Below are 19,028 nucleotides of genomic sequence, written 5' to 3' on the forward strand. Positions count from 1 at the left end.
GCGTGAGAAGGGGGAGGGGGCCCGGGCCCCCTCCCCCTTCTCACGCCCGCCGCGCACCTCGCGGCGTTCCAGCAGACCTCAGCTCAGCATGCGGAAACGCCAGGCGTTGCCCTTGTCCGTGTCCTGGTAGCCGACGACCGACTCGTCCAGGAGCTGGGCAATGCGGTGGAGTTTGCGCACGAGGCCGTCCATTTCGGCGCTGCTCTGTCGCTGGATCTCGCTGTACGCGGTCTTGGCTTCGCCTTCCCAGGTCTCGGCCACGCGTGCGACCTCACGCATGAGGGTCTCAAGCCCCTCGTCCATGCTCCTGGCGTTGTTGCGCACGTCGGTGGCCGCCGTCGTGACGGTGTCGTAGTTGACCGCGGTGCGGTCGAAGTTGACTGACATGTGGGTGCTCCTTGGCTTCCGGTCGCAGCGTCTCAGGCGTGGTCGACGATCTTGCTGGGCACCTCGTACGAGTTGTCCACCTTGCGGATCTGAGCGATCCGCTCCTGCTCGTGGCTGTCGAATCCCTTGACGCTCATCCGCATGACGTCTTCCAGGTCGACGAGGTTGTCCTGGAGCTTCTTCAGGTGCTGGTTCACACCTCGCTGCAGGGTGTCGAACTCCTTGCCCGCTGCGCCTTTCCAGCCGGCCTGGATCATGTCCACAACCGAGTTCAGCGATGTGACGCGCTTGCTCACGTCCGTGTGGAAGTTGCGGATCTTCTCCGCCAGTTTGGTCAGGTCGTCATTGCTGTAATCAACGCTCATCGCTCTTGCCCTCCTCGTGTGCAGACAGCGGCGGTACCCGCTGTTCGTCTCGACTCCGTGCCAGGGCTCCCCCGGCTCTGGCGGGCAAGGGTCGCGTCAGGTCTCGCGTGTTCCGACACACGCGATCCGCGACGCCGCGCCGCCCCCGTGTGGCATCAACTCGTGATGTCACACGCCACTCTAGTCATTCTGGTTCCACAACTGCCCTGTATTGGCCGTCAGTTGTGTGCCACTGCTGCGCTCCCGACGCCGAGAACCAGCCATGACACCTGTGGGGTGTCCTTGTCGCTGTCGCTCGGTCCTTCGGCACGGACGCTGCTGAAGAAGATTCGCCCGTTCTGGACGACCACGTCCGACAATTCCAGAGAAGTGAGCGTCCAGGCCTCGGGTGGGAGACCGAATGAGAAGTAGGGGGTCTCCTTTCCTGTTCGCGGATTCAGGCTCACCACTCCCAAGGGGGTGATGTGGTCGCTGCTCTCCCGGAATGCGAGAACCTGGCCGCCGCTCATCCGCAGGGGATAGAACAACTGATTGGGGCCTGAGTCGAACTTCCTGACGGCCTTTCCCGTCGTCAGGTCGAACGACGTGATCCAGTTCGCTTCGTCGGCCTGGCGGCTCGTGAGAAACACCTGCTCGTCGCTGACCACCGTCGAGGGGCAGTCATCGATCGTGGCGTAGTCATGACGCTCCCGACACCGGACCTCGTAGCGGCCGCCGTCCAGCCCGATGGTGGCCCGTCGTTTCCCTCGGTCGTCGAGGGAGAACAGGTGCGTGGCCCCGAGGCCACCGGCGCCCACAGCGATGACCGGAGGCTCGGCGGACAGTACCTTGACGTCCTTGACCCCGCCCGCGACCCGGTGCGTCCACCGGGTGGCGCCGGTCCGAGGAGCGAGTTTCCGGACTCGGTACGTGACGTCTTCCTTGCCCCGCGAGCAGGCCATCAGCGTGAGCAGGGCTCGTCCGCCCGCCACGCCTTGGTACGCGCATCCGTCGCTCTTTTTGTTCGTCCAGAGCCGAGTCCCTCGGTCCATGTCGTACGCCGTCGAACCGTCGCCCCAGGAGACGGCGACCGTGGCTCGCGTCATCGTCACGCTCGTCGGGTCCTGTCCGAAGATGGATTCCGAAGTGGGGAATTCTCGGTCCCAGACCTTCTTGCCCGAGTCGATGTCGACGAACGCCACCTGGTTGCAGAGGGAGTCCTCGTTCTTCTGAGCTCTGTGGAGCACGGCGGTGCGGCCTTCCGCGGTCACGTGCCGCGTCACACCGCAGATGGGGCCGGAGAGTGGCAGCCGCCAGATCTCGTCGTCCGTGGTGACGTCTTTGCCGACCTGGAAACCCACGAGCGTTCTGTTGATCCCCTTGGCGAGCACCTTGTCCGTCGCCCAGGTGCCCGGCATCTCGTACTCCTCCCCCGGGCTCATGTCGTCGACGGAGAACCGGAACGCCATCTGCCCCGTGGCGCTCTCAGGACGCTTCTCGACCGTCTCTCTGACGTCGAGTCGCCCTTGGGAAGCAGGACCGGCGGGTGGCTTGCGGCTTTCCCGGGCCGAGTCGTCCGGGCCGAGCCAGAGGACCCAACCGCCCGCGCACAGCGCGAGAACCAGCACCACGACGCCGAATCCGAGTGCCTTTCCGCGACGGCTCCTCGGTGCGTTGTCTGTGGCTGGCGTCGACTGGGTGAAGGGGGAGGGAGGCGGTCCGAAGCTCACGCTCTGAGGTCCCTTCTCCTACGTGCCTCGCGCAGGGCCGCCGCGGCCCCCGCAATTGCTGCCACCACGACCGCGGTGAGGCCGACTGCGTACGTCGCGTATCGCTCGGACCGCTCCTGAGGAGTCTCGGCGAGCGAGAAAGCCGCCGTGTCCGGTGGTGGGGCCTTCGACACGCCGGGGTCCGGGGTCGGCGATGTCGCGGGGTGGGCGGTGTCGGAGGTGGTGATGGCTCGTACGGGATCGATCACACCCCAGCCGACGTAGTTGTCGTGTCCGTTGATGGAACGCTCCGCCGTCTGTTCGATCTGGGTGGCGATCTGAGCCGGGCTCCAGTTCGGGTGCCGGGACTTCAGGAGGGCGGCCACACCTGCGACGAAGGGCGCCGAGAAACTCGTGCCGTTGTCCGTGCACTGGCCCCCACCAGGAACGGTGGACACGATGTCCACGCCGGGAGCCGCGACGTCGACGAAGTCGCCGGGCTGGGAGAAGGCTGCCCGCTCGTTGTTGCGGTCGGACGACGCGACCGCCAGCACACCGTCGAAGGCTGCGGGGTAGGTGTTCTTCACCTTGCCGTCCAACCCGTCGTTTCCCGCCGAGGCGACCACCACGACCTTGGCGGCGAGAGCGTCACGTACCGCGTCGGCCAGGGCCGAGGTGCGAGACAGAGGCTTCGTCGTGTCCTGGGAGATGTTGATGACATCGGCGCCCTCGGCGACCGCGTGGTCGATGGCCTTCGCCATCGTGTCGGAGTCGCCGCTGTTCTCGGCGTCGTTCTGCCGGATCGGGATGATGGTCGAGGCCGGTGCGATGCCTACGAAGCCCGTTCCCTTGTGCGGTCGGGCCGCGATGATGCCCGCGACCTTCGTGCCGTGACCGACCTCGTCCTTGGTGGGGCCCCCGCCCTTGCCCTTCGACAGATAGTCACGTCCCGCGCGGGCATCCACCGCGTCTGTGAGCTGGGGGTTCTTGTCGTCCACCCCCGTATCGATCACCGCTACGCGAATGCCCTTGCCCTTCTTCCCGTCCTGCCACAGCTCGTCGAGCAGCACGCGCTGGAGCGGCCAGGGGCGGCCCTTGATCTGCTCGGCGGGGGTCTGGCACGCGCCGTTGCCGGCGAGGCGCACCGGTGCGTGCGGGCGGGTACTGGCGTCGGCGACAGCCATCACGGGCGTGGCCGTGCTGATGATTGTGACCAAGGCAGCCCCGGCCAACAGCGCTCTCTTCGTCGGCGGCACCGCTACCTCTGTCCTCTCCGTCGGTGACATCAGGGGTGGCAAGGGTCAGGAACCCTGGGGCTGTCGGGCGCTGTTGGTGTCGAGGCGAGGTCCTTTGGCGAGAAAGTCGGACCAAGGCAGGGGGACCTTGGCCGGCCGGACGTTCTTGTAGCCGAGCTTGACCTGGGCCTCACTGGGTTCGGGGCTGCCGTCGGCCGGCCGTTGCTTGTCGTCCGCGCCGATGTCGGACTTCTCGCTGTCGCTGTCACCGTTGGCCTGCACGGCGTAGCGCAGACCGGTGTCCGTCACGAGGAAGAGCGACCCGGTCCTGGTCTGCGTGCCGCGAACCTGCGTGTAGAGCAGGCCCGTTCCCGGGGTCACGTACGTACTCGTGCCACCGGAACCGATGTCGGCCGGGTACTTCGAGCCGGCCCAAGTGCTCAGTGTCGTACCGCCCTTGTCGTCCACGTTCCGCAGGACACTGCACACCGTGTCCCGGCCGGCGCCGCTCTTGCCGCTGTTGACCTGCACGGTGCGGTGCCGTGGCCACTTGTCGGCCTCGCCCTCGAAGGTGCCGTCGGCGGACGCGAAGTCCTGGAGGCCCACGGTGCGGGCTTCGCCGTTCATGTTCAGTTCCGCCGTCTGCGGCGAGTTGGTCAGGAGCCAGGCGGTGAATTCGGTGATCGGCTGGACCTTGCCGGGTAGCACCACGAAGTGTTTGGTGCCCTCGCCCGTCTCGGCCTTCAGGACCATTCCGACCCGGTTCTCCTCGGTCGACAGCTGGTCCGAGGCGTCGGCCGGTTCTCCGACGCTCGGGGGCAGTTGGGGGAACCGGATCGGGTCGCCGCGGTGCAGCGTGGCCAGCCACTCCTTGGTCACCAGTTGCGGTTTCCTGGTAGGCCCCACCAGCGCGTCCGCCAAGAGGTCCCCCTCGGCCCCCTTGACCTCGTAGGCCACTCCGGCCGCGTCCACCAGGTGGCGCGTCCCGGTGCGCGTCTTCACGTACAGCACTTCGCCCTTGTGGAGTCGCCGGGAACCGTCCATCTTGTCCGCTTCCCGGTCGGCGAGGACGAACGTCGCCTCCTGCGTCGTACGACCGCCGGAAGCCGGCTGCTCGCAGACTCCCCACCGCTTGGGTTTGCCCGCCTCTTCGGCGGTAGGGAGCCGGTCGGGGGCGTAGGGGATGCCGATGATGGGGCCGCGCGGCGGTTTGCCCGCATCGAGGATGCTGTCGCTGACCTGGATGACTTTGTAGTCGGCGCCGTTCATCAGCAGGCGCGCGGAGGCCAGGTTGAGGACGGGGTGCAGGCGCGACTTCTTGCCGGTCTTGAGTACGACGTACCGCGTCGTCGAATCCTTCCCCACGATCACGCGGGTGCCGGGGGCGTCCCACCCGGGAGGTGCCTTGGGCTGGAACATCCCCCAGGCACCGAACACGGCCAGAATGAGGACACCCGTGATCACGCTCGGCAGGAAGGCCCGCAGGGGACGCGGCGCCCCTTCTTCGGACCCCGTCGGCGATGGCTGGAGAAATGCCGCCAACGTCCGCTTCTTCGCGAAGGTGTACGCGTTGAGCTCGTCCCGCCGTGATGCCATGAGCGCCTGCTTCTCCCCCACCGCACGTCGGGGCGCGAACCCCATGCCTCCATTGCAAGACCCGGCCCCTACTATGCAGGGTGAGTAGTCACGCGTGCGCAGGGGGTAGGGCACCGGGGCACGCAAGCACCGTGGTTATCAAGGGAATTCGCCGGTTTCGGGGGGTATGAAGTGATGGCTGCGGCCACACGGAGCAGATCGCGTACGCGCGTACACACTCCGGCCGCCGGTCCCGGTGGTTCGCAGGCCGGGCCCGAGGGTCCGACGGCGACCGCCGCTCGCGGCCCGGCATCCGTCCAACTGCGGTTGCGGGCACAACAGTACGGTTCGTTCCGGCTGCAACAGTTCGTCCTGGTCGAGGTCGCCGCCGCTCTGCTCCTCTGCGCCTGGGCCGTGGACCAACTCCTCGTGCTCCCGGCCCTTCTGGTGTCCACACCGCTGCTTCTTCTGGCGGTCGTACGCCGACGGGGGCGCTCCCTGCCCGACTGGCTGGGCACAGCACGGACGTTGCGCACACGGCAGAGGCGGGCTTCCAGCACCCCGGTGCGTCCCGGCACCGAGCCGGGGCTCGCGCCGGCCGTCGAATGTGATCCCGCACTGCGGACCTACGCCTACGGCGACAGGGACCGCCGCTCCGTCGGCATCGTCGGAGACGGCACTTTCGTGACGGCCGTGCTCCAAGTCGAGTCGGAGGCCACTTCGTTGCGTGCCGACAGGCTGCAACGTCCGCTTCCGTTGCGGCTCGTGGCGGACGCGCTCGAAGTCGACGGCATCCGGCTGGAGTCCGCGCAAGTCGTGCTGCACACGCAGCCCGCGCCCGCGCTGCATCTGCCGCAGCAGTCGGTCGCCGTCGGCAATTACGCGCCGTTGCAGGCACAGACCGGGACTCCCGCGGTCCGCATCACCTGGATCGCCCTCAAGCTCGACCCGGAGCTCTGCCCTGAGGCTGTGACGGCGCGCGGAGGGGGACTGCTCGGAGCGCAGAAGTGTGTGGTGCGGGCCGTCGACCAGCTGGCGAGCCGGCTGACCGGGGCAGGCTTCCGGGTCACGGTGCTCGACGAGCAAGAGCTGACGTCCGCCGTCGCCACGTCCGCGGGAGCCAATCCGCTGGTCACGGCCCAGGCCGGGCGTACCGAAGCGCCGGAGCGCCGGACCGAGGAGACGGCACGGTCGTGGCGCTGCGACAACCGCAGGCACACGACGTACTGGGTACGGCGCTGGCCGCACCTCGGGGGTTCCGCGGGTCGGCCCCTCCCGCAACTCGTGGCCTCGCTCACGGCGATCCCGGCACTGGCGACCACATTCAGCCTGACACTGCGACTCGACGACCGCAGGGAGGTTTCGCTGTGCGGGCACATGCGTGTGACGGGGCGCGGAGACGCGGAACTCGTCTCCGCACGGCGCGCGTTGGAGCATGCCGCGCGGCAGGAGAAGATCGGTCTCGTGCGACTCGACCGTGAGCAGCTTCCCGGAACCCTTGCCACTCTGCCGCTCGGGGGCGCGCGCTGATGACTGCACCGACGCCTTCGGTGGCGGCCCGCGCCCGGCAGCGGATTCGCTCGGGCTTCGGCCTGATCGGGCCTCGGCACCCTCGGCATGCGCTTCCCCTGGATTCCTTGCCCGAGCTCAACCTGCCCATCGGGGACGACGGCGTGGTCATAGGCGTCGACGCCGACGGCAGGCCCGCCGTGCTCGGCGTCAACCGGCCCACCCCGTACGACATGGTCTTCATCGGTGGGCTGTGGACGGCGCAGGTCATCGCGTTGCGGGCCGCTGCGACCGGGGCGCGGGTGGCTGTGGAGACCGGGCGGGCCGGGGCCTGGGCGCAGTTGGTGCAGGCGCTCGGGGTGGGGCCGAGTGGGATGGCCGTGCATGACGTGGGGCGGGTGCCGCCGCAGGGGGCGTCCGCGGGGAGTCCCGTGCTTGTCGTGCGGGACTGCGGGATGCGGCCGCCTCGGGGGCGGGTCGTCTCCGCTCCCTGGCAGTCCGTGCTGACGGTGCTGCCCTATCTGAGTCCCGTCGCTCCTCGGCTCGTCAGGCAGGCGCGGCTGGTGGGCGTGCAGCGGGTGTCGCCCGATGAGGCGGTGCAGATCGGGCGGCTGCTGGGGCTGCCGGCGGGAGATGTCGATTCGCTGCCGACGCTTGCCGACGGGGTGACGTTGTGGTGTGCCGATCGTGACCGGCAGTACGTGATGACGCAGGCCACCGACGCCGAGACCGGATTGTTGGGTACCGCTCGGCGGATGGACTGAATGGACTGAGGGGGAGACGGCGTCGGGCGCTTCGGGGGGCTCTGTCAGGTGTTGGGGGGTTCGTCCGTCACGGTTTGATGTACGTGGGTCCCTGCCGGATGGGGCGTGACGCGATGGACAGCATTGGTGGGGTGGACTGCCCTGCCGTGCTGGTGGTTTTGGTGATTAGGCTGGGACAGTGCGCGTCGCCAGAACCCTCGAACGGGTGGTGCGCGTCTGCAACGGGGAGAGCCAGGCGGATCGGACGACAGGAACGGTCGCCCCCCACCACGGCACGAGGGTGCTCGACCACACCAGGAGGCATTGTGAACAGCGATCGGGACGAGATCCGCGGGGGCTGGGACTCACCCGTCGATGATCAGTCCGACGCGGAGTCCGCTGCCGAGACGACGGGCGAGTTCACCATCGACTACGCGCCGCCTGCCTGGTACACGCAGAACGCTTCCGGCAGTGCGGGTGAGACGCCTTCGGCGCCGCCCGTTTCTACGCCGCCTGTCTCCACGTCGTCCGTTTCCACGCCGACTGTCTCCGCGTCGTCCGATTCCGCTCCGGTGGGCTCCGTTGCGCCGGATTCCGTTTCGGCGGATGCCTCTTCGGAGTCCTCGGATGCGTTGGATGCGTCGGGTGCGTCGGGTGCGGATTCCGTTCCGGCTGCCCCTGCGCCGCCCGCCATGCCGTCCTTCTCCGCTCCCCCGCCTCCGCCGCTGCCCCTGGGGCCGCCTGCCGCGGGCGTTCCGAGTGTGGTGCCGAAGCTGCCCGTGGGGAGTGGGTTCCAGCCTGCGGCCCCGGATTCCGTGGATGAGGCGTCCGTGGGTGGGGCATCTGTGGATGAGGTGGAGGGGGACGGTGCTGAGGCGCCTTCTGCTTCCCCTGCGCCTTCTGCGCCTTCCGCTGGTCCCTCTTCCGTGCCGCCCGCCGCTTCCGGTGGTGGGGCCTCCGACTGGAGCGGGGCCCTCGCCGGGCCCGCGGCTTCCGTGCATGTGACGGGCGTCGTGCCCAAGAACGAGGTCGATGCCCTCGCCGAGGCTGCGGATAAGGATGCGGGCGAGGATCAGGGCCAGGGCCGCGAGCAGGGCCGTGACGTCGTTTCGCCCGTCGGTGAGAGCCTTGGCGGTGGTGATCTCGAGAGCGGCGCCACCATGCGGTTCTCCGCTCGCGCCCTGAAGCGGGAGTTCGAGGAGCGGGCCGCTGCCGCGGACGAGGCCGCGAAGGCCGACCTCCCTGACGAGGACGCGTCCGATGCGGAAGGAAGCGCGGACGAGGTCCCGGCCCAGGAGCGGGGAGAGGTTGCCGAGGAGGAGCAGAAGCAGGAGCAGGAGCAGGGGCCGGTTGGTGAGGAGGAGTCGCGTGGCCGCGCCGTGGCTGACGATGACTCCGCTTCCGTAGACGAGGAAGGTGGTTCGTCCGGCTCCGTCGGTGATGACGGTGATGACGACGCCGCCGTGCGGGACTCCGTGGCGTCGCCGTGGCCGCCGCCGCCCTCGCCTCAGGACATGTTGCCTCCGCTGCCGCCCGCGTACCAGCCTGCGGCTCCGGCCGCCGCGCCGCAGTGGCCCGCGCCGCCTGCGGCTGCGCCGACTGCGCCGACTGCCCCGTCGGCGCCGCAGCCCGTGCAGCAGCCTGCGGCCGAGCCCGCCCAGGCGCAGGCTCCGCAGAGCCCGCCGGCTGCGCCGGTTCAGCCGCAGGCGCCTCAAGCCGCGCCCGGCACCTGGCCTGCGTCCACGCCCACGCCTGCGCCCGCATCTGCGCCTGCACCGGCACCCGCCGCTCCGCAAGCACCGCAGACCGGCTACGGGTTCCCGCAGTCCACCCCGGCCGCACCCTTCACACCCGCCCCGCCCACCCAGGACTCCACCCCGCAAGCACCGCAGACCGGCTACGGGTTCCCGCAGTCCACCCCCGCCGCACCCGGCGCACCCTTCACCCCCGCCCCACCCACCCAGGACTCCACCCCACCCGCACCTGCCACCCCGCAGGCACCGCAGACCGGCTACGCATTCCCGCAGTCCACCCCCACCGCACCCGGCGCACCCTTCGCGCCCGCCCCACCCACGCAGACCTCCACCCCGCCCGCGCCCCAGGGCAGCTACGGATTCCCGCAATCCGCACCCGCCGCACCTGCCGCACCCGCCGCACCAGGCGCACCCTTCGCGCCCGCCCCTCCCCCGCAGAACTCCGCCCCCGCCCCCGCCGCGCCCGTCGGCCCTGAAGCGCCTGCTCAGGGCAGTGGCTACGGGTTCCCGCAGGCGCCCCCGCCGCACGGGCAGCAGCCCGTTCAGCCTGGGCAGCAGCCGTTCCCCGGACAGCAGCCCATCCCCGGGCAGCAAGGCGTTCCCGGGGCGCAGCCCCTGCCGAACCAGCAGCCGCAGGCACCTCAAGCTCAGCCACAGCCACAAGCCCAGCCCCAGGCCCAGGCCCAGCCTCCGGCCCAGCCCCAGGCCCCCCAGCAGCCCCAAGGCCCCATCGACCCCCGCACCGGCGCCGCCTGGCCGCAGGCCATGCGGCACGATCAGCGGGAGCGTACGAACCCCGGGGCTCCGCTCGGCTACACCGCCGCCGTGGAGCTGTCCTCCGACCGGCTGCTGCGCAACACCAGGACGAAGGCCAAGAGCAGCCGGCCCACCGGCGGCGGTTCGCGGTTCAAGCTGGGCGGCAAGAAGGAAGAGGCCGAGCGGCAGCGCAAGTTGGAGCTGATCCGGACGCCGGTGCTGTCCTGCTACCGGATCGCCGTCATCAGCCTCAAGGGTGGTGTCGGCAAGACGACCACCACCACCGCGCTGGGCTCCACGCTCGCCACCGAGCGACAGGACAAGATCCTCGCGATCGACGCCAACCCCGACGCCGGTACGCTCGGCCGGCGCGTGCGGCGCGAGACGGGGGCCACGATCCGTGACCTCGTCCAGGCGATCCCGTACATCAACTCGTACATGGACATCCGCCGCTTCACCTCGCAGGCACCGTCCGGGCTCGAGATCATCGCCAACGACGTCGACCCCGCCGTGTCGACCACCTTCAACGACGAGGACTACCGGCGCGCGATCGACGTACTGGGGAAGCAGTACCCGATCATCCTGACCGACTCCGGTACGGGGCTGCTGTACAGCGCCATGCGCGGGGTCCTCGACCTCGCCGATCAGCTGATCATCATCTCGACGCCGTCCGTGGACGGTGCGAGCAGTGCGTCGACGACGCTGGACTGGCTGTCCGCGCACGGGTACGCCGACCTCGTCTCGCGGTCCCTCACCGTCATCTCCGGTGTGCGCGAGACCGGCAAGATGATCAAGGTGGACGACATCGTGTCGCACTTCGAGACGCGGTGCCGGGGCGTTGTCGTCATTCCCTTCGACGAGCACCTCGCCGCCGGTGCCGAGGTCGATCTCGACATGATGCGGCCGAAGGTGCGGGAGGCGTACTTCAACCTTTCGGCGCTGGTCGCCGAGGACTTCGTACGGGCTCAGCAGCAGCAGGGGCTGTGGACGTCGGACGGGAACCCGCCGCCGCACATGGCTCCGCCGATGCCGGGGCAGCAACAGGTGCCGGGCCAGCAGCAGGTGCCGGGGCAGCAGCAGGCCCCCGCGCAGCAGAGTCCCGCAACCGGGCAGCCGCAGCAGCAGCCGCAGCCGCAGCCGCCGGTTCAGACTCAGCCGTACGGGGGGCAGCAGCCGCCGCAGCCGTACGCCCCCCAGCAGCCGCAGTCCGGACAGCAGCCCTACCCGCAACAACCGGCGCCTCCGCAGGGCTGGCAGCAGCCCCAGCAGCCTCAGGCGCAGCCCCAGCCCCAGGACGGCCAGGCCCCGCCCCCCCGTTGAGCCCGGCGCGCCGTTCCAGCAGCCGCCGCCTCCGCAGCAGTAGCCACCGCGCAGCACCACAGTGGGCCCGCACCGTTCCTCGGTGCGGGCCCACTGGCGTACCGCCTGAGTACTCCGCGCGCTCCGCGCAGACCGGCAGGTCAGGCCCCTCCGTCCCCGCCGTCACCCCCTCACCAGCCACGCGTCAGTGGTCTTGACCAATGCGGATGAAATCCCGGTCAACTCGTTATTTCCGCAGGCCACATGGGGTTCACCCGCCGTTGACGCGTGCAGACTGGCGCTGGTAAACACACAGCAACCAGCTGACACTTCTTGATCCACCAGCGTGCAACCAGCCATCCCTGCGCGAGCGATGACGCGAGGTCACCGACCCATGGACACACAAGATCAGCACGGCAGACCAGCAGTACCGAAGACAGCAGTACCGAAGACTGCCGCACCGAAGGCAGCAGCATCGACGACAGCCGCACCGCACCGTCCCCGCGGCCGCCTGAGGCTCGTGCTCGCCGGTGGAGCCGCCGCGTTCACTCTGACGGCCGGTCTCGCTACGCCGCTCAATCCGGCCCCGCAGGACGCTGAGGCCAAGGCCGACGGCGAGAAGAAGGTGCTCACCGTCGCCGTGGCGCAGAGCGTCGACTCGCTCAGTCCGTTCCTCGCCCAGCGGCTGCTCAGCACCAGCATGCACCGGCTGACGTACGAGTACCTGACGAACTACGACGCCAAGAACAACAAGGCGATCGACGGGTTCGCCACCGACTGGAAGCCGTCGGCCGACAAGCTGACCTGGACGTACACCATCCGGGACGACTCCAAGTGGTCGGACGGGAAGCCCGCCACCGCCGAGGACGCGGCCTGGACGTTCAACAAGGTGATGTCCAAGGAGGGCACCGCCACCGCGAACTCCAACTTCGTCACCAACTTCAAGAAGGTGACCGCGCCCAGCCCCACCAAGCTGGTCATCGAGCTGAAGAAGCCGCAGGCCACGATGGCCGCCCTCGACGTGCCGATCGTTCCCAAGCACGTCTGGGAGAAGGTCGACAACATCTCGAAGTTCAACAACGACAAGGACTTCCCCGTCGTCGGCAACGGCCCGTTCATCCTGACGGACTACAAGGTCGACCAGTACGTGAAGCTCAAGGCCAACAAGAACTTCTGGCGGGGCGCGCCCAAGTTCGACGAGCTGGTATTCAAGACGTACAAGGACCAGGACGCGGCCGTCTCCGCCCTCAGGAAGGGCGAGGTGTCGTTCGTCGCCGGGCAGCCCGCGCTCACTCCCGCGCAGGCCGATTCCCTGAAGAACGAGGACGACATCAAGGTGAACGAGGGGCCGGGGCGGCGCTTCTTCGCCCTCGCCACCAACCCGGGCGCCAAGACCCGTGACGGCAAGAAGTTCGGCGACGGCCACCCGGCGCTGCTGGACAAGAAGGTCCGCCAGGCACTCTTCCTCTCCGTCGACCGCGAGGCGCTGGTCGACAAGGTCTTCCAGGGGCAGGCCGTCGAGGGCGCGGGATACATTCCGCCGCGCTTCTCCGAGTACGCCTGGAAGCCCTCCGCCGAACAGGCGATCAAGTACGACCCGAAGCGGGCGGCCGAGCTCCTCGACGAGGCGGGGTACAAGGAGAACAGTGACGGCAAGCGGGTCGGGAAAGACGGCAAGCCGTTGGACTTCCGCATTCTGTGTCACGCCACGGACCCCAATGACAAGGCCGTGGGCAAGTACCTGAAGGAGTGGTGGGGGGACCTCGGCATCGGGCTGAAGGTCAACTGCCTCGACGACGTGTCCGTGCCCTGGTACGCGGGTGAGTACGACCTCGCCTTCGACGGCTGGTCCGTCAACCCCGACCCGGACTTCGTGCTCGGCATCCACACCTGCGCCGCGCTGCCGGAGAAGGCCAAGGAGAGCGCCGCCACCGACAACTTCATCTGCGACAAGAAGTACGACGACCTGTACGCGAAGCAGCTCGCGGAGTACGACCCCGCCAAGCGCGCCGACATCGTCAAGCAGATGCAGTCGTGGCTGTACGACTCCGGGTACATGAACGTGCTCGCGTACCCGAACGCCGTCGAGGCGTACCGCACCGACCAGATCAAGTCCATCACCACCATGCCGAAGGACGCGGGCAACATCTACGGTCAGGATGGATATTGGAGCTGGTGGTCAGCCGTTCCCGCGGATGGGAAGAGTTCCTCCAAGGACGGCAGCTCGACCGGTGTCATCATCGGTATCGCCGCTGCCGCGGTGGTGCTCGTGGGCGGCGGAGTCCTGTTCGCCCTGCGCCGCCGTTCTACCGCAGAGGACCGCGAGTAACGCATGACCGCTGACAGCAATCCCGCACTGCTCGACACCGAGGGCCCTCTGGGCCCAGGGGCCGACGGCGACCCGGCGGAGGCCGGGCCGGCGTCGGCCCGCGGGCCGCGTGCCCGCAACACCCGCGCCTACCTCCTCTATGTGGCGGGCAAGATCGGCGGCGCGGTCGTGTCGCTGTTCGCCGTGCTCGTCACCAGCTTCTTCCTGTTCCGGCTGATCCCCGGCGACCCCGTCAAGCAGATGACGGGCGGCAAGCGCGTATCGGCTGAGCAACTGGCCGCGATGCGCAAGGAGTTCGGCCTCGACAAACCGGTGATGGCCCAGTTCTGGGACTACACCGGCAATGTTCTGAGCGGCGACTTCGGCACGTCGTACCAGTTCCACGCCCCCGTGATGGAGAAGATCACGGAGGCGCTGCCCGCGACGCTCCTGCTCACCGGAACGGCGTACGTCCTCTACACGATCATCGGCATCTGGCTCGGCACGCGCACCGCCTGGCGCAACGGGAAGCTCGGTGACCGCTTGAACACCGGGCTCGCCCTGACGCTGTACTCCGTGCCGTCCTTCTGGCTCGGGCTGCTCCTGATCATCACCTTCGCGGTGGGCATCGGGCCGATTCCCGGCATGTTCCCGACCGGCGGCCTGGAGTCCGGGGGCGAGACCGGCTTCGCGTACGTCATCGACGTCGCGCACCACATGGTGCTGCCGGTCATCACCCTGGTCGCCGTCGGGTACGCGCAGACGCTGCTGGTCATGCGCTCCTCGCTGCTCGACGAGATGGGCAGCGACTATCTGACGACCGCGCGCGCCAAGGGGCTGCGCGACGATCTCGTACGGCGTCGGCACGCCGTGCCCAACGCGATGCTGCCGACCGTCACCCTGATGTTCGTCAACCTCGGCACGGTCGTGGCGGGTGCGATCCTCGTCGAGACCGTCTTCTCCTGGCCGGGGCTCGGCGGACTCTTCTACGCGGCGCTGAGCGTGCCCGACCTGCCGCTGGTGCAGGGGCTGTTCTTCGTGTTCTCGGCCGCGGTGATCCTGATGAACACCCTGGCCGACGTGATCTATCCGCTGCTCGATCCCCGGGTGGGCCGATGACGACCGAATCCGCACCGACCAACCCCGCACCCACCGATCCCGCACCGGCCGGTCCCGCACCGGCCGCGGCGACCGCGAAGAGCGCGCGGTCGCTCGCCTGGACCCGCCGCAGGCACTCCCTCGCACGCTTCTGGCGGGAGTACCGCACCCACCGGGCCGGGCTCGTCGGCCTCCTCGCGCTCGTCCTGATCGGGCTCGCCGCGGTCTTCGCGCCGCTGCTCGTCGGCTCCGACGCGCAGAGCGTGACAGAGGCGCCGGGCAAGCCGATGGAGTCGCCGAGCGGTGAATTCCCGCTGGGCACCGACCAGTTCGGGCGCGACCTGCTGGGGCTCCTGGTGTGGGGCGCCCGTATCTCGCTCTCCGTAGGGCTGCTCGCGGCCATCCTCTCGGTGGCCATCGGCACCCTGGTCGGCATCACGGCAGGCCACTTCAAGGGCTGGTACGCCACCGTGATCATGCGCGTCACCGACTGGTTCCTGGTGATGCCGACGCTGGTGCTCGCCATCGCCCTCGCCGCGGTGATGTCCGGCACGATCTGGACCATCATCCTGGCGATCGGCGTGACGACCTGGCCGACCACGGCCCGGCTGGTCCGCGCGCAGACCCTCGCGGTGGAGTCGCGCCCGTACATCGAGCGCGCCCAGGCGCTGGGCGGCGGCCACGGCCACATCATGGCCCGGCACGTCCTGCCCAACGTCATGCCGCTCGTCCTCGCGCAGACGACGCTGGTCATCTCCGGCGCCATCCTCACCGAGGCCACGCTCGCGTTCCTCGGCCTCGGCGACCCGACGAGCGTGTCGTGGGGCGGTCTGCTGCAGGACGCGCGCGAGGCGGGCGCGGTCAGCGCGGGCCACTGGTGGTACCTCGCGCCGCCCGGACTCGCCATCGCCGCCGTCGCGCTGGCGTTCACGCTGTGCGGCCGCGCCGTGGAATCCGTGCTCAACCCCAGGCTGGGGGCCTCCCGTTGACCGACATGACCAGAGCGACCGACATGACCAGAGCGACCGGAGCGGCCGAAGCGACCCGGGCGGCCGAGCAGCGCCTCCTCGACGTGCGCGACCTCGAAGTGACGTACGCGAACGGCGCCGCGGCGGTCCGCGGCGTGAACCTCCACGTCGACGCGGGCCACAAACTCGGCGTGGCCGGCGAGTCGGGCTGCGGCAAGTCCACGCTCGCCCTCGCCCTGCTGCGGCTGCTGCCCGCCGGCACCAAGGTGTCCGGCGAGATCCTGCTCGACGGCGAGGACGTCCTCACCATGAAGTGGGGGCAGGTCCGCGCGGTGCGCTGGGCGGGCGCCTCGATCGTCTTCCAGGGCGCGATGCACTCGCTGAACGCCGTCCACCGCGTCGGCGACCAGATCGCCGAGCCGATCCTGCTGCACAAGAAGGCGACGCAGGGCGGCGCGAAGAAGAAGGTGGGCGAGCTCCTCGAACACGTGGGGCTGCCCGCCGCGCGCGCGGACGCGTACCCGCACGAGCTGTCCGGCGGCCAGCGGCAGCGCGTGATGATCGCGATGGCGCTCGCCTGCGACCCGCGGTTGATCATCGCCGACGAGCCCACCACCGCGCTCGACGTGATGATCCAGGCCCAGATCCTGCGTCTGATCGAGCAGTTGGTGGCCGACCAGGACCTCGGCCTGTTGATGATCAGCCATGACCTGGCCGTGCTCTCCGACACCTGCGACCGGCTCGCCGTGATGTACGCGGGCCGCGTCGTCGAGGAGGGCCCGGCCACGCAGGTCTACGAGAGCGCGCGGCACCCCTACGGAAAGGCCCTGTCGGCCGCCTTCCCGCGCATCGGCGACCCCTCGTCGCGGTTCGCGCCGCGCGGCCTGCCGGGCGACCCGCCCGACCCGTCGGCGCTCCCCACGGGCTGCACGTTCCATCCCCGCTGCCCGGTCGCCCTCGACTCCTGCGCCACGGAGGACCAGGCCCTGCGGGACGCGGGACCGCACCACCGCGCGGCGTGTGTGCACGCGGGCGCACCGCTCCCCGCGCAGCCCACATCGGCACCCCCGGCGGCGGAGCGCACGCCGTGACCGAGAGCCTCCGTGAGCCCGCGAACCAGCGAACCGTGAAGAGGAACCGCGCATGACCGCTCAGGAATCCGGCGGCCCGCTGCTGACCGCCGACGGCCTGCACATCGCCTTCCCCGGCCGTCGTGGCGCGCCGACCGCCCGTGCCGTGGACGGCGTCGACCTCGACATCAAGGGCGGCGAGATCGTCGCCCTGGTCGGCGAGTCGGGCTGCGGCAAGACGACGCTGGCCCGTTCGCTGCTCGGCCTGGTGCCGCCGACCTCCGGCAAGGTGACGTTCGGCGGCCTGCCGCTGGACTACTCGAGCCGCGCCCTCAAGGCGTACCGCAAGCGGGTCCAGCTGGTTCTGCAGGACCCCAGCGGGTCCCTCAACCCCCGGCACACGGTGTACGACGCCGTGGCGGAGGGGCTGCGCATCCACAGGTACGCGGGCGACGAGCGGGCCGCGGTCGCCGAGGCGCTCTCGCGGGCCGGGCTGCGGCCGCCGGAGCGCTTCTTCCTGCGCTATCCGCACGAGCTGTCGGGCGGCCAGCGCCAGCGAGTCGTCATCGCGGGCGCGCTGGTCCTCGAACCCGAACTCATCGTCGCCGACGAGCCGGTGGCATCCCTCGACGCGTCCGTACGCGGCGAGATCCTCGCGCTGCTGCTCCGGCTGCGCGACGAACTCGGCCTGTCCGCGCTGGTGGTGACGCACGATCTCGGGCTGGCCTGGAACATCGCGGACCGGGTCGCGGTGATGTACCTGGGCCGGATCGTCGAGACGGGAACGGTGGAGGAGGTGCTGACGTCTCCTCAGCACCCTTACACGCAGGCGCTGTTGTCCGTCCTGCCGGAGGCGCCCGGCGACCCGGTGGTCCTCACGGGCGAGCCGCCGGACCCCTCGCGGATTCCAGGGGGGTGCCGGTTCCACGCGCGGTGTCAGGTGCTCGCCTCCGGCGAGGCAGAGCGGGCGGGGGTCGCCGACCGCTGCCGCGGAGAGGATCTGGATGTGCTCTCCGGGGCCGGTGAGACGCAGGTGGCCTGCCACTGGGCTGCCGCCGCGAGCTCGGCTTCTTAGGGTTTCGTACGCGGCTGACCGCCGGTGGGGGCTGGTCGCGCAGTTCCCCGCGCCCCTGGACAGAGCGCCCTGCGGGTGCTCTTCAGGGGCGCGGGGAACTGCGCGAGCAACCACGACACACCCGCAGCCGCCCACGCACCGCCCCGCCTACGGCGGCTAGGCGGCCTCGATCAAAGCCCGGCACCGCTTCACGTCATCCGCGATGGCGACAAGCAGCGAGTCGATCGAGTCGAACTTGGCCTGGCCCCGGACGAAGGCCAGGAACTCCACCGCCACGTGCAACCCGTACAGGTCGAGCCCGACGCGGTCGATCGCGTACGCCTCGACCGTCCGCTCGGTGCCGTCGAACTGCGGATTCGTGCCGACGGAGATCGCCGCGGGCATCGCCTCGCCGTCGACGTGCAGCCACCCGGCGTAGACGCCGTCGGCGGGGACGGCCGTGTGGGGCAGCGTCTCCACGTTGGCGGTGGGGAAGCCCAGCTCGCGCCCGCGCTGCGCCCCGCGCACGACGACGCCCTCGACGCGGTGCGGCCGGCCGAGGATCTCCGCGGCTCCCGTCACGTCCCCCTCGGCGATCAGGCGTCGGGTCAGGGTCGAGGAGAACGGCTCGCCGCCACCCGCCTCGCCGCTCACGTACAGGTCGATGACATCGACTTCGTAGTCGTACGTCCGGCCGAGCTCGGCCAGGAAGTCGACGTTGCCCGCGGCCTTGTGGCCGAAGCGGAAGTTGGGGCCCTCGACGACCACGCGCGCGTGCAGCTTGTCCACGAGGACCTTGACCACGAAGTCGGCGGGCGACAGCTTCGAGAACTCGGTGGTGAAGGGGAGGATCAGGAGCGCGTCCACGCCCAGCTCCGCCATCAGCTCGGCGCGCCGGTGGTGCGGGGCGAGGAGCGGCGGGTGGCTGCCGGGGCGCACGACCTCGCTGGGGTGCGGGTCGAAGGTGACGACCACGGCGGGCACGCCGAGCTCACGCGCCTGCTCCACGGCGCGCCCGATGATCAGCTGGTGACCGCGGTGCACGCCGTCGTAGGAACCGATGGTGACGACGCTGCGCCCCCAGTCCTGGGGGATGTCCTCCAAGCCACGCCAGCGCTGCACTTCTTTGCTCCTCGCCGAACCCGTATACGTCACGTACATCTGTACGTTCCCATTGCCGATTGCGCAGGACTAAGACTGCCATGCCGACGGGTCGCGG

General features: G+C 69.7%; 14 protein-coding genes. 8 read left to right on the top strand and 6 right to left on the bottom strand.

What is annotated here, in order from left to right; genetic code table 11:
• Positions 1-78 precede the first annotated feature (78 nt).
• The 5 genes from AB0N81_RS30580 to eccB form a co-directional block, all read right to left on the bottom strand.
• A complete protein-coding gene (locus AB0N81_RS30580; RefSeq protein WP_365363968.1) occupies positions 79-387 on the bottom strand; it encodes a WXG100 family type VII secretion target in 309 nt (102 codons plus the stop codon).
• A gap of 32 nt (positions 388-419) precedes the next feature.
• A complete protein-coding gene (locus AB0N81_RS30585; RefSeq protein WP_365363970.1) occupies positions 420-752 on the bottom strand; it encodes a WXG100 family type VII secretion target in 333 nt (110 codons plus the stop codon).
• Positions 753-970: 218 nt separating this feature from the next.
• Positions 971-2,362: a PQQ-binding-like beta-propeller repeat protein gene (locus tag AB0N81_RS30590; protein ID WP_365363972.1), complete on the bottom strand. Its 1,392-nt coding sequence runs from the start codon at positions 2,360-2,362 to the stop codon at positions 971-973.
• Between the two features lie 95 nt (positions 2,363-2,457).
• Positions 2,458-3,624 (bottom strand): type VII secretion-associated serine protease mycosin, encoded by a 1,167-nt coding sequence (mycP, locus tag AB0N81_RS30595; RefSeq protein ID WP_365364139.1) that lies wholly within the window; start codon positions 3,622-3,624, stop codon positions 2,458-2,460.
• 117 nt (positions 3,625-3,741) lie between these two features.
• Positions 3,742-5,271 (bottom strand): type VII secretion protein EccB, encoded by a 1,530-nt coding sequence (eccB, locus tag AB0N81_RS30600; RefSeq protein ID WP_365363974.1) that lies wholly within the window; start codon positions 5,269-5,271, stop codon positions 3,742-3,744.
• Positions 5,272-5,445: 174 nt separating this feature from the next.
• Between eccB and eccE the strand changes: the two genes are divergently transcribed.
• The 8 genes from eccE (at position 5,446) to AB0N81_RS30640 (ending at position 17,830) form a co-directional block, all read left to right on the top strand.
• On the top strand, positions 5,446-6,780 hold the full coding sequence (gene eccE, locus AB0N81_RS30605) for a type VII secretion protein EccE (RefSeq protein WP_365363976.1): 1,335 nt from the start codon (positions 5,446-5,448) through the stop codon (positions 6,778-6,780).
• Complete coding sequence (locus tag AB0N81_RS30610; protein WP_365363978.1) at positions 6,780-7,523, top strand: hypothetical protein; 744 nt, start codon at positions 6,780-6,782, stop codon at positions 7,521-7,523. The genes eccE and AB0N81_RS30610 overlap by 1 nt, the downstream gene beginning before the upstream one ends.
• A gap of 305 nt (positions 7,524-7,828) precedes the next feature.
• Positions 7,829-11,332 (top strand): SCO5717 family growth-regulating ATPase, encoded by a 3,504-nt coding sequence (locus tag AB0N81_RS30615; RefSeq protein WP_365363980.1) that lies wholly within the window; start codon positions 7,829-7,831, stop codon positions 11,330-11,332.
• 373 nt (positions 11,333-11,705) lie between these two features.
• A complete protein-coding gene (locus AB0N81_RS30620) occupies positions 11,706-13,640 on the top strand; it encodes an ABC transporter substrate-binding protein (protein ID WP_365363981.1) in 1,935 nt (644 codons plus the stop codon).
• Between the two features lie 3 nt (positions 13,641-13,643).
• Entirely contained in the window at positions 13,644-14,738 is a 1,095-nt protein-coding gene (locus AB0N81_RS30625) for an ABC transporter permease (RefSeq protein ID WP_365363983.1), read from the top strand.
• Positions 14,735-15,706, top strand: coding sequence for an ABC transporter permease (locus AB0N81_RS30630; protein ID WP_365363986.1), 972 nt, complete (start codon positions 14,735-14,737; stop codon positions 15,704-15,706). Before AB0N81_RS30625 ends, AB0N81_RS30630 begins: the two co-directional genes overlap by 4 nt.
• A 23-nt stretch (positions 15,707-15,729) precedes the next feature.
• Positions 15,730-16,776 (top strand): ABC transporter ATP-binding protein, encoded by a 1,047-nt coding sequence (locus AB0N81_RS30635; protein WP_365364141.1) that lies wholly within the window; start codon positions 15,730-15,732, stop codon positions 16,774-16,776.
• 52 nt (positions 16,777-16,828) lie between these two features.
• A complete protein-coding gene (locus tag AB0N81_RS30640; RefSeq protein ID WP_365363989.1) occupies positions 16,829-17,830 on the top strand; it encodes an ABC transporter ATP-binding protein in 1,002 nt (333 codons plus the stop codon).
• A 156-nt stretch (positions 17,831-17,986) separates the two neighbouring features.
• Here AB0N81_RS30640 and AB0N81_RS30645 read toward each other — a convergent pair whose 3' ends face one another.
• The gene (locus AB0N81_RS30645; RefSeq protein WP_365363992.1) at positions 17,987-18,931 is read right to left on the bottom strand and encodes a bifunctional riboflavin kinase/FAD synthetase; all 945 of its coding nucleotides are present in this window, start codon (positions 18,929-18,931) and stop codon (positions 17,987-17,989) included.
• Positions 18,932-19,028 lie beyond the last annotated feature (97 nt).

The organism is Streptomyces sp. NPDC093510, assembly GCF_040683555.1.
GTDB lineage: Bacteria > Actinomycetota > Actinomycetes > Streptomycetales > Streptomycetaceae > Streptomyces.

What these genes read in the sequence shown, in the direction of transcription:
- AB0N81_RS30580 (WP_365363968.1), bottom strand. Translation starts at nt 387, where the DNA reads ATGTCAGTCAACTTCGACCGCACCGCGGTCAACTACGACACCGTCACG.
- AB0N81_RS30585 (WP_365363970.1), bottom strand. Translation starts at nt 752, where the DNA reads ATGAGCGTTGATTACAGCAATGACGACCTGACCAAACTGGCGGAGAAG.
- mycP (WP_365364139.1), bottom strand. Translation starts at nt 3,624, where the DNA reads ATGGCTGTCGCCGACGCCAGTACCCGCCCGCACGCACCGGTGCGCCTC.
- eccB (WP_365363974.1), bottom strand. Translation starts at nt 5,271, where the DNA reads ATGGCATCACGGCGGGACGAGCTCAACGCGTACACCTTCGCGAAGAAG.
- eccE (WP_365363976.1), top strand. Translation starts at nt 5,446, where the DNA reads ATGGCTGCGGCCACACGGAGCAGATCGCGTACGCGCGTACACACTCCG.
- AB0N81_RS30610 (WP_365363978.1), top strand. Translation starts at nt 6,780, where the DNA reads ATGACTGCACCGACGCCTTCGGTGGCGGCCCGCGCCCGGCAGCGGATT.
- AB0N81_RS30620 (WP_365363981.1), top strand. Translation starts at nt 11,706, where the DNA reads ATGGACACACAAGATCAGCACGGCAGACCAGCAGTACCGAAGACAGCA.
- AB0N81_RS30625 (WP_365363983.1), top strand. Translation starts at nt 13,644, where the DNA reads ATGACCGCTGACAGCAATCCCGCACTGCTCGACACCGAGGGCCCTCTG.
- AB0N81_RS30630 (WP_365363986.1), top strand. Translation starts at nt 14,735, where the DNA reads ATGACGACCGAATCCGCACCGACCAACCCCGCACCCACCGATCCCGCA.
- AB0N81_RS30635 (WP_365364141.1), top strand. Translation starts at nt 15,730, where the DNA reads ATGACCAGAGCGACCGGAGCGGCCGAAGCGACCCGGGCGGCCGAGCAG.
- AB0N81_RS30640 (WP_365363989.1), top strand. Translation starts at nt 16,829, where the DNA reads ATGACCGCTCAGGAATCCGGCGGCCCGCTGCTGACCGCCGACGGCCTG.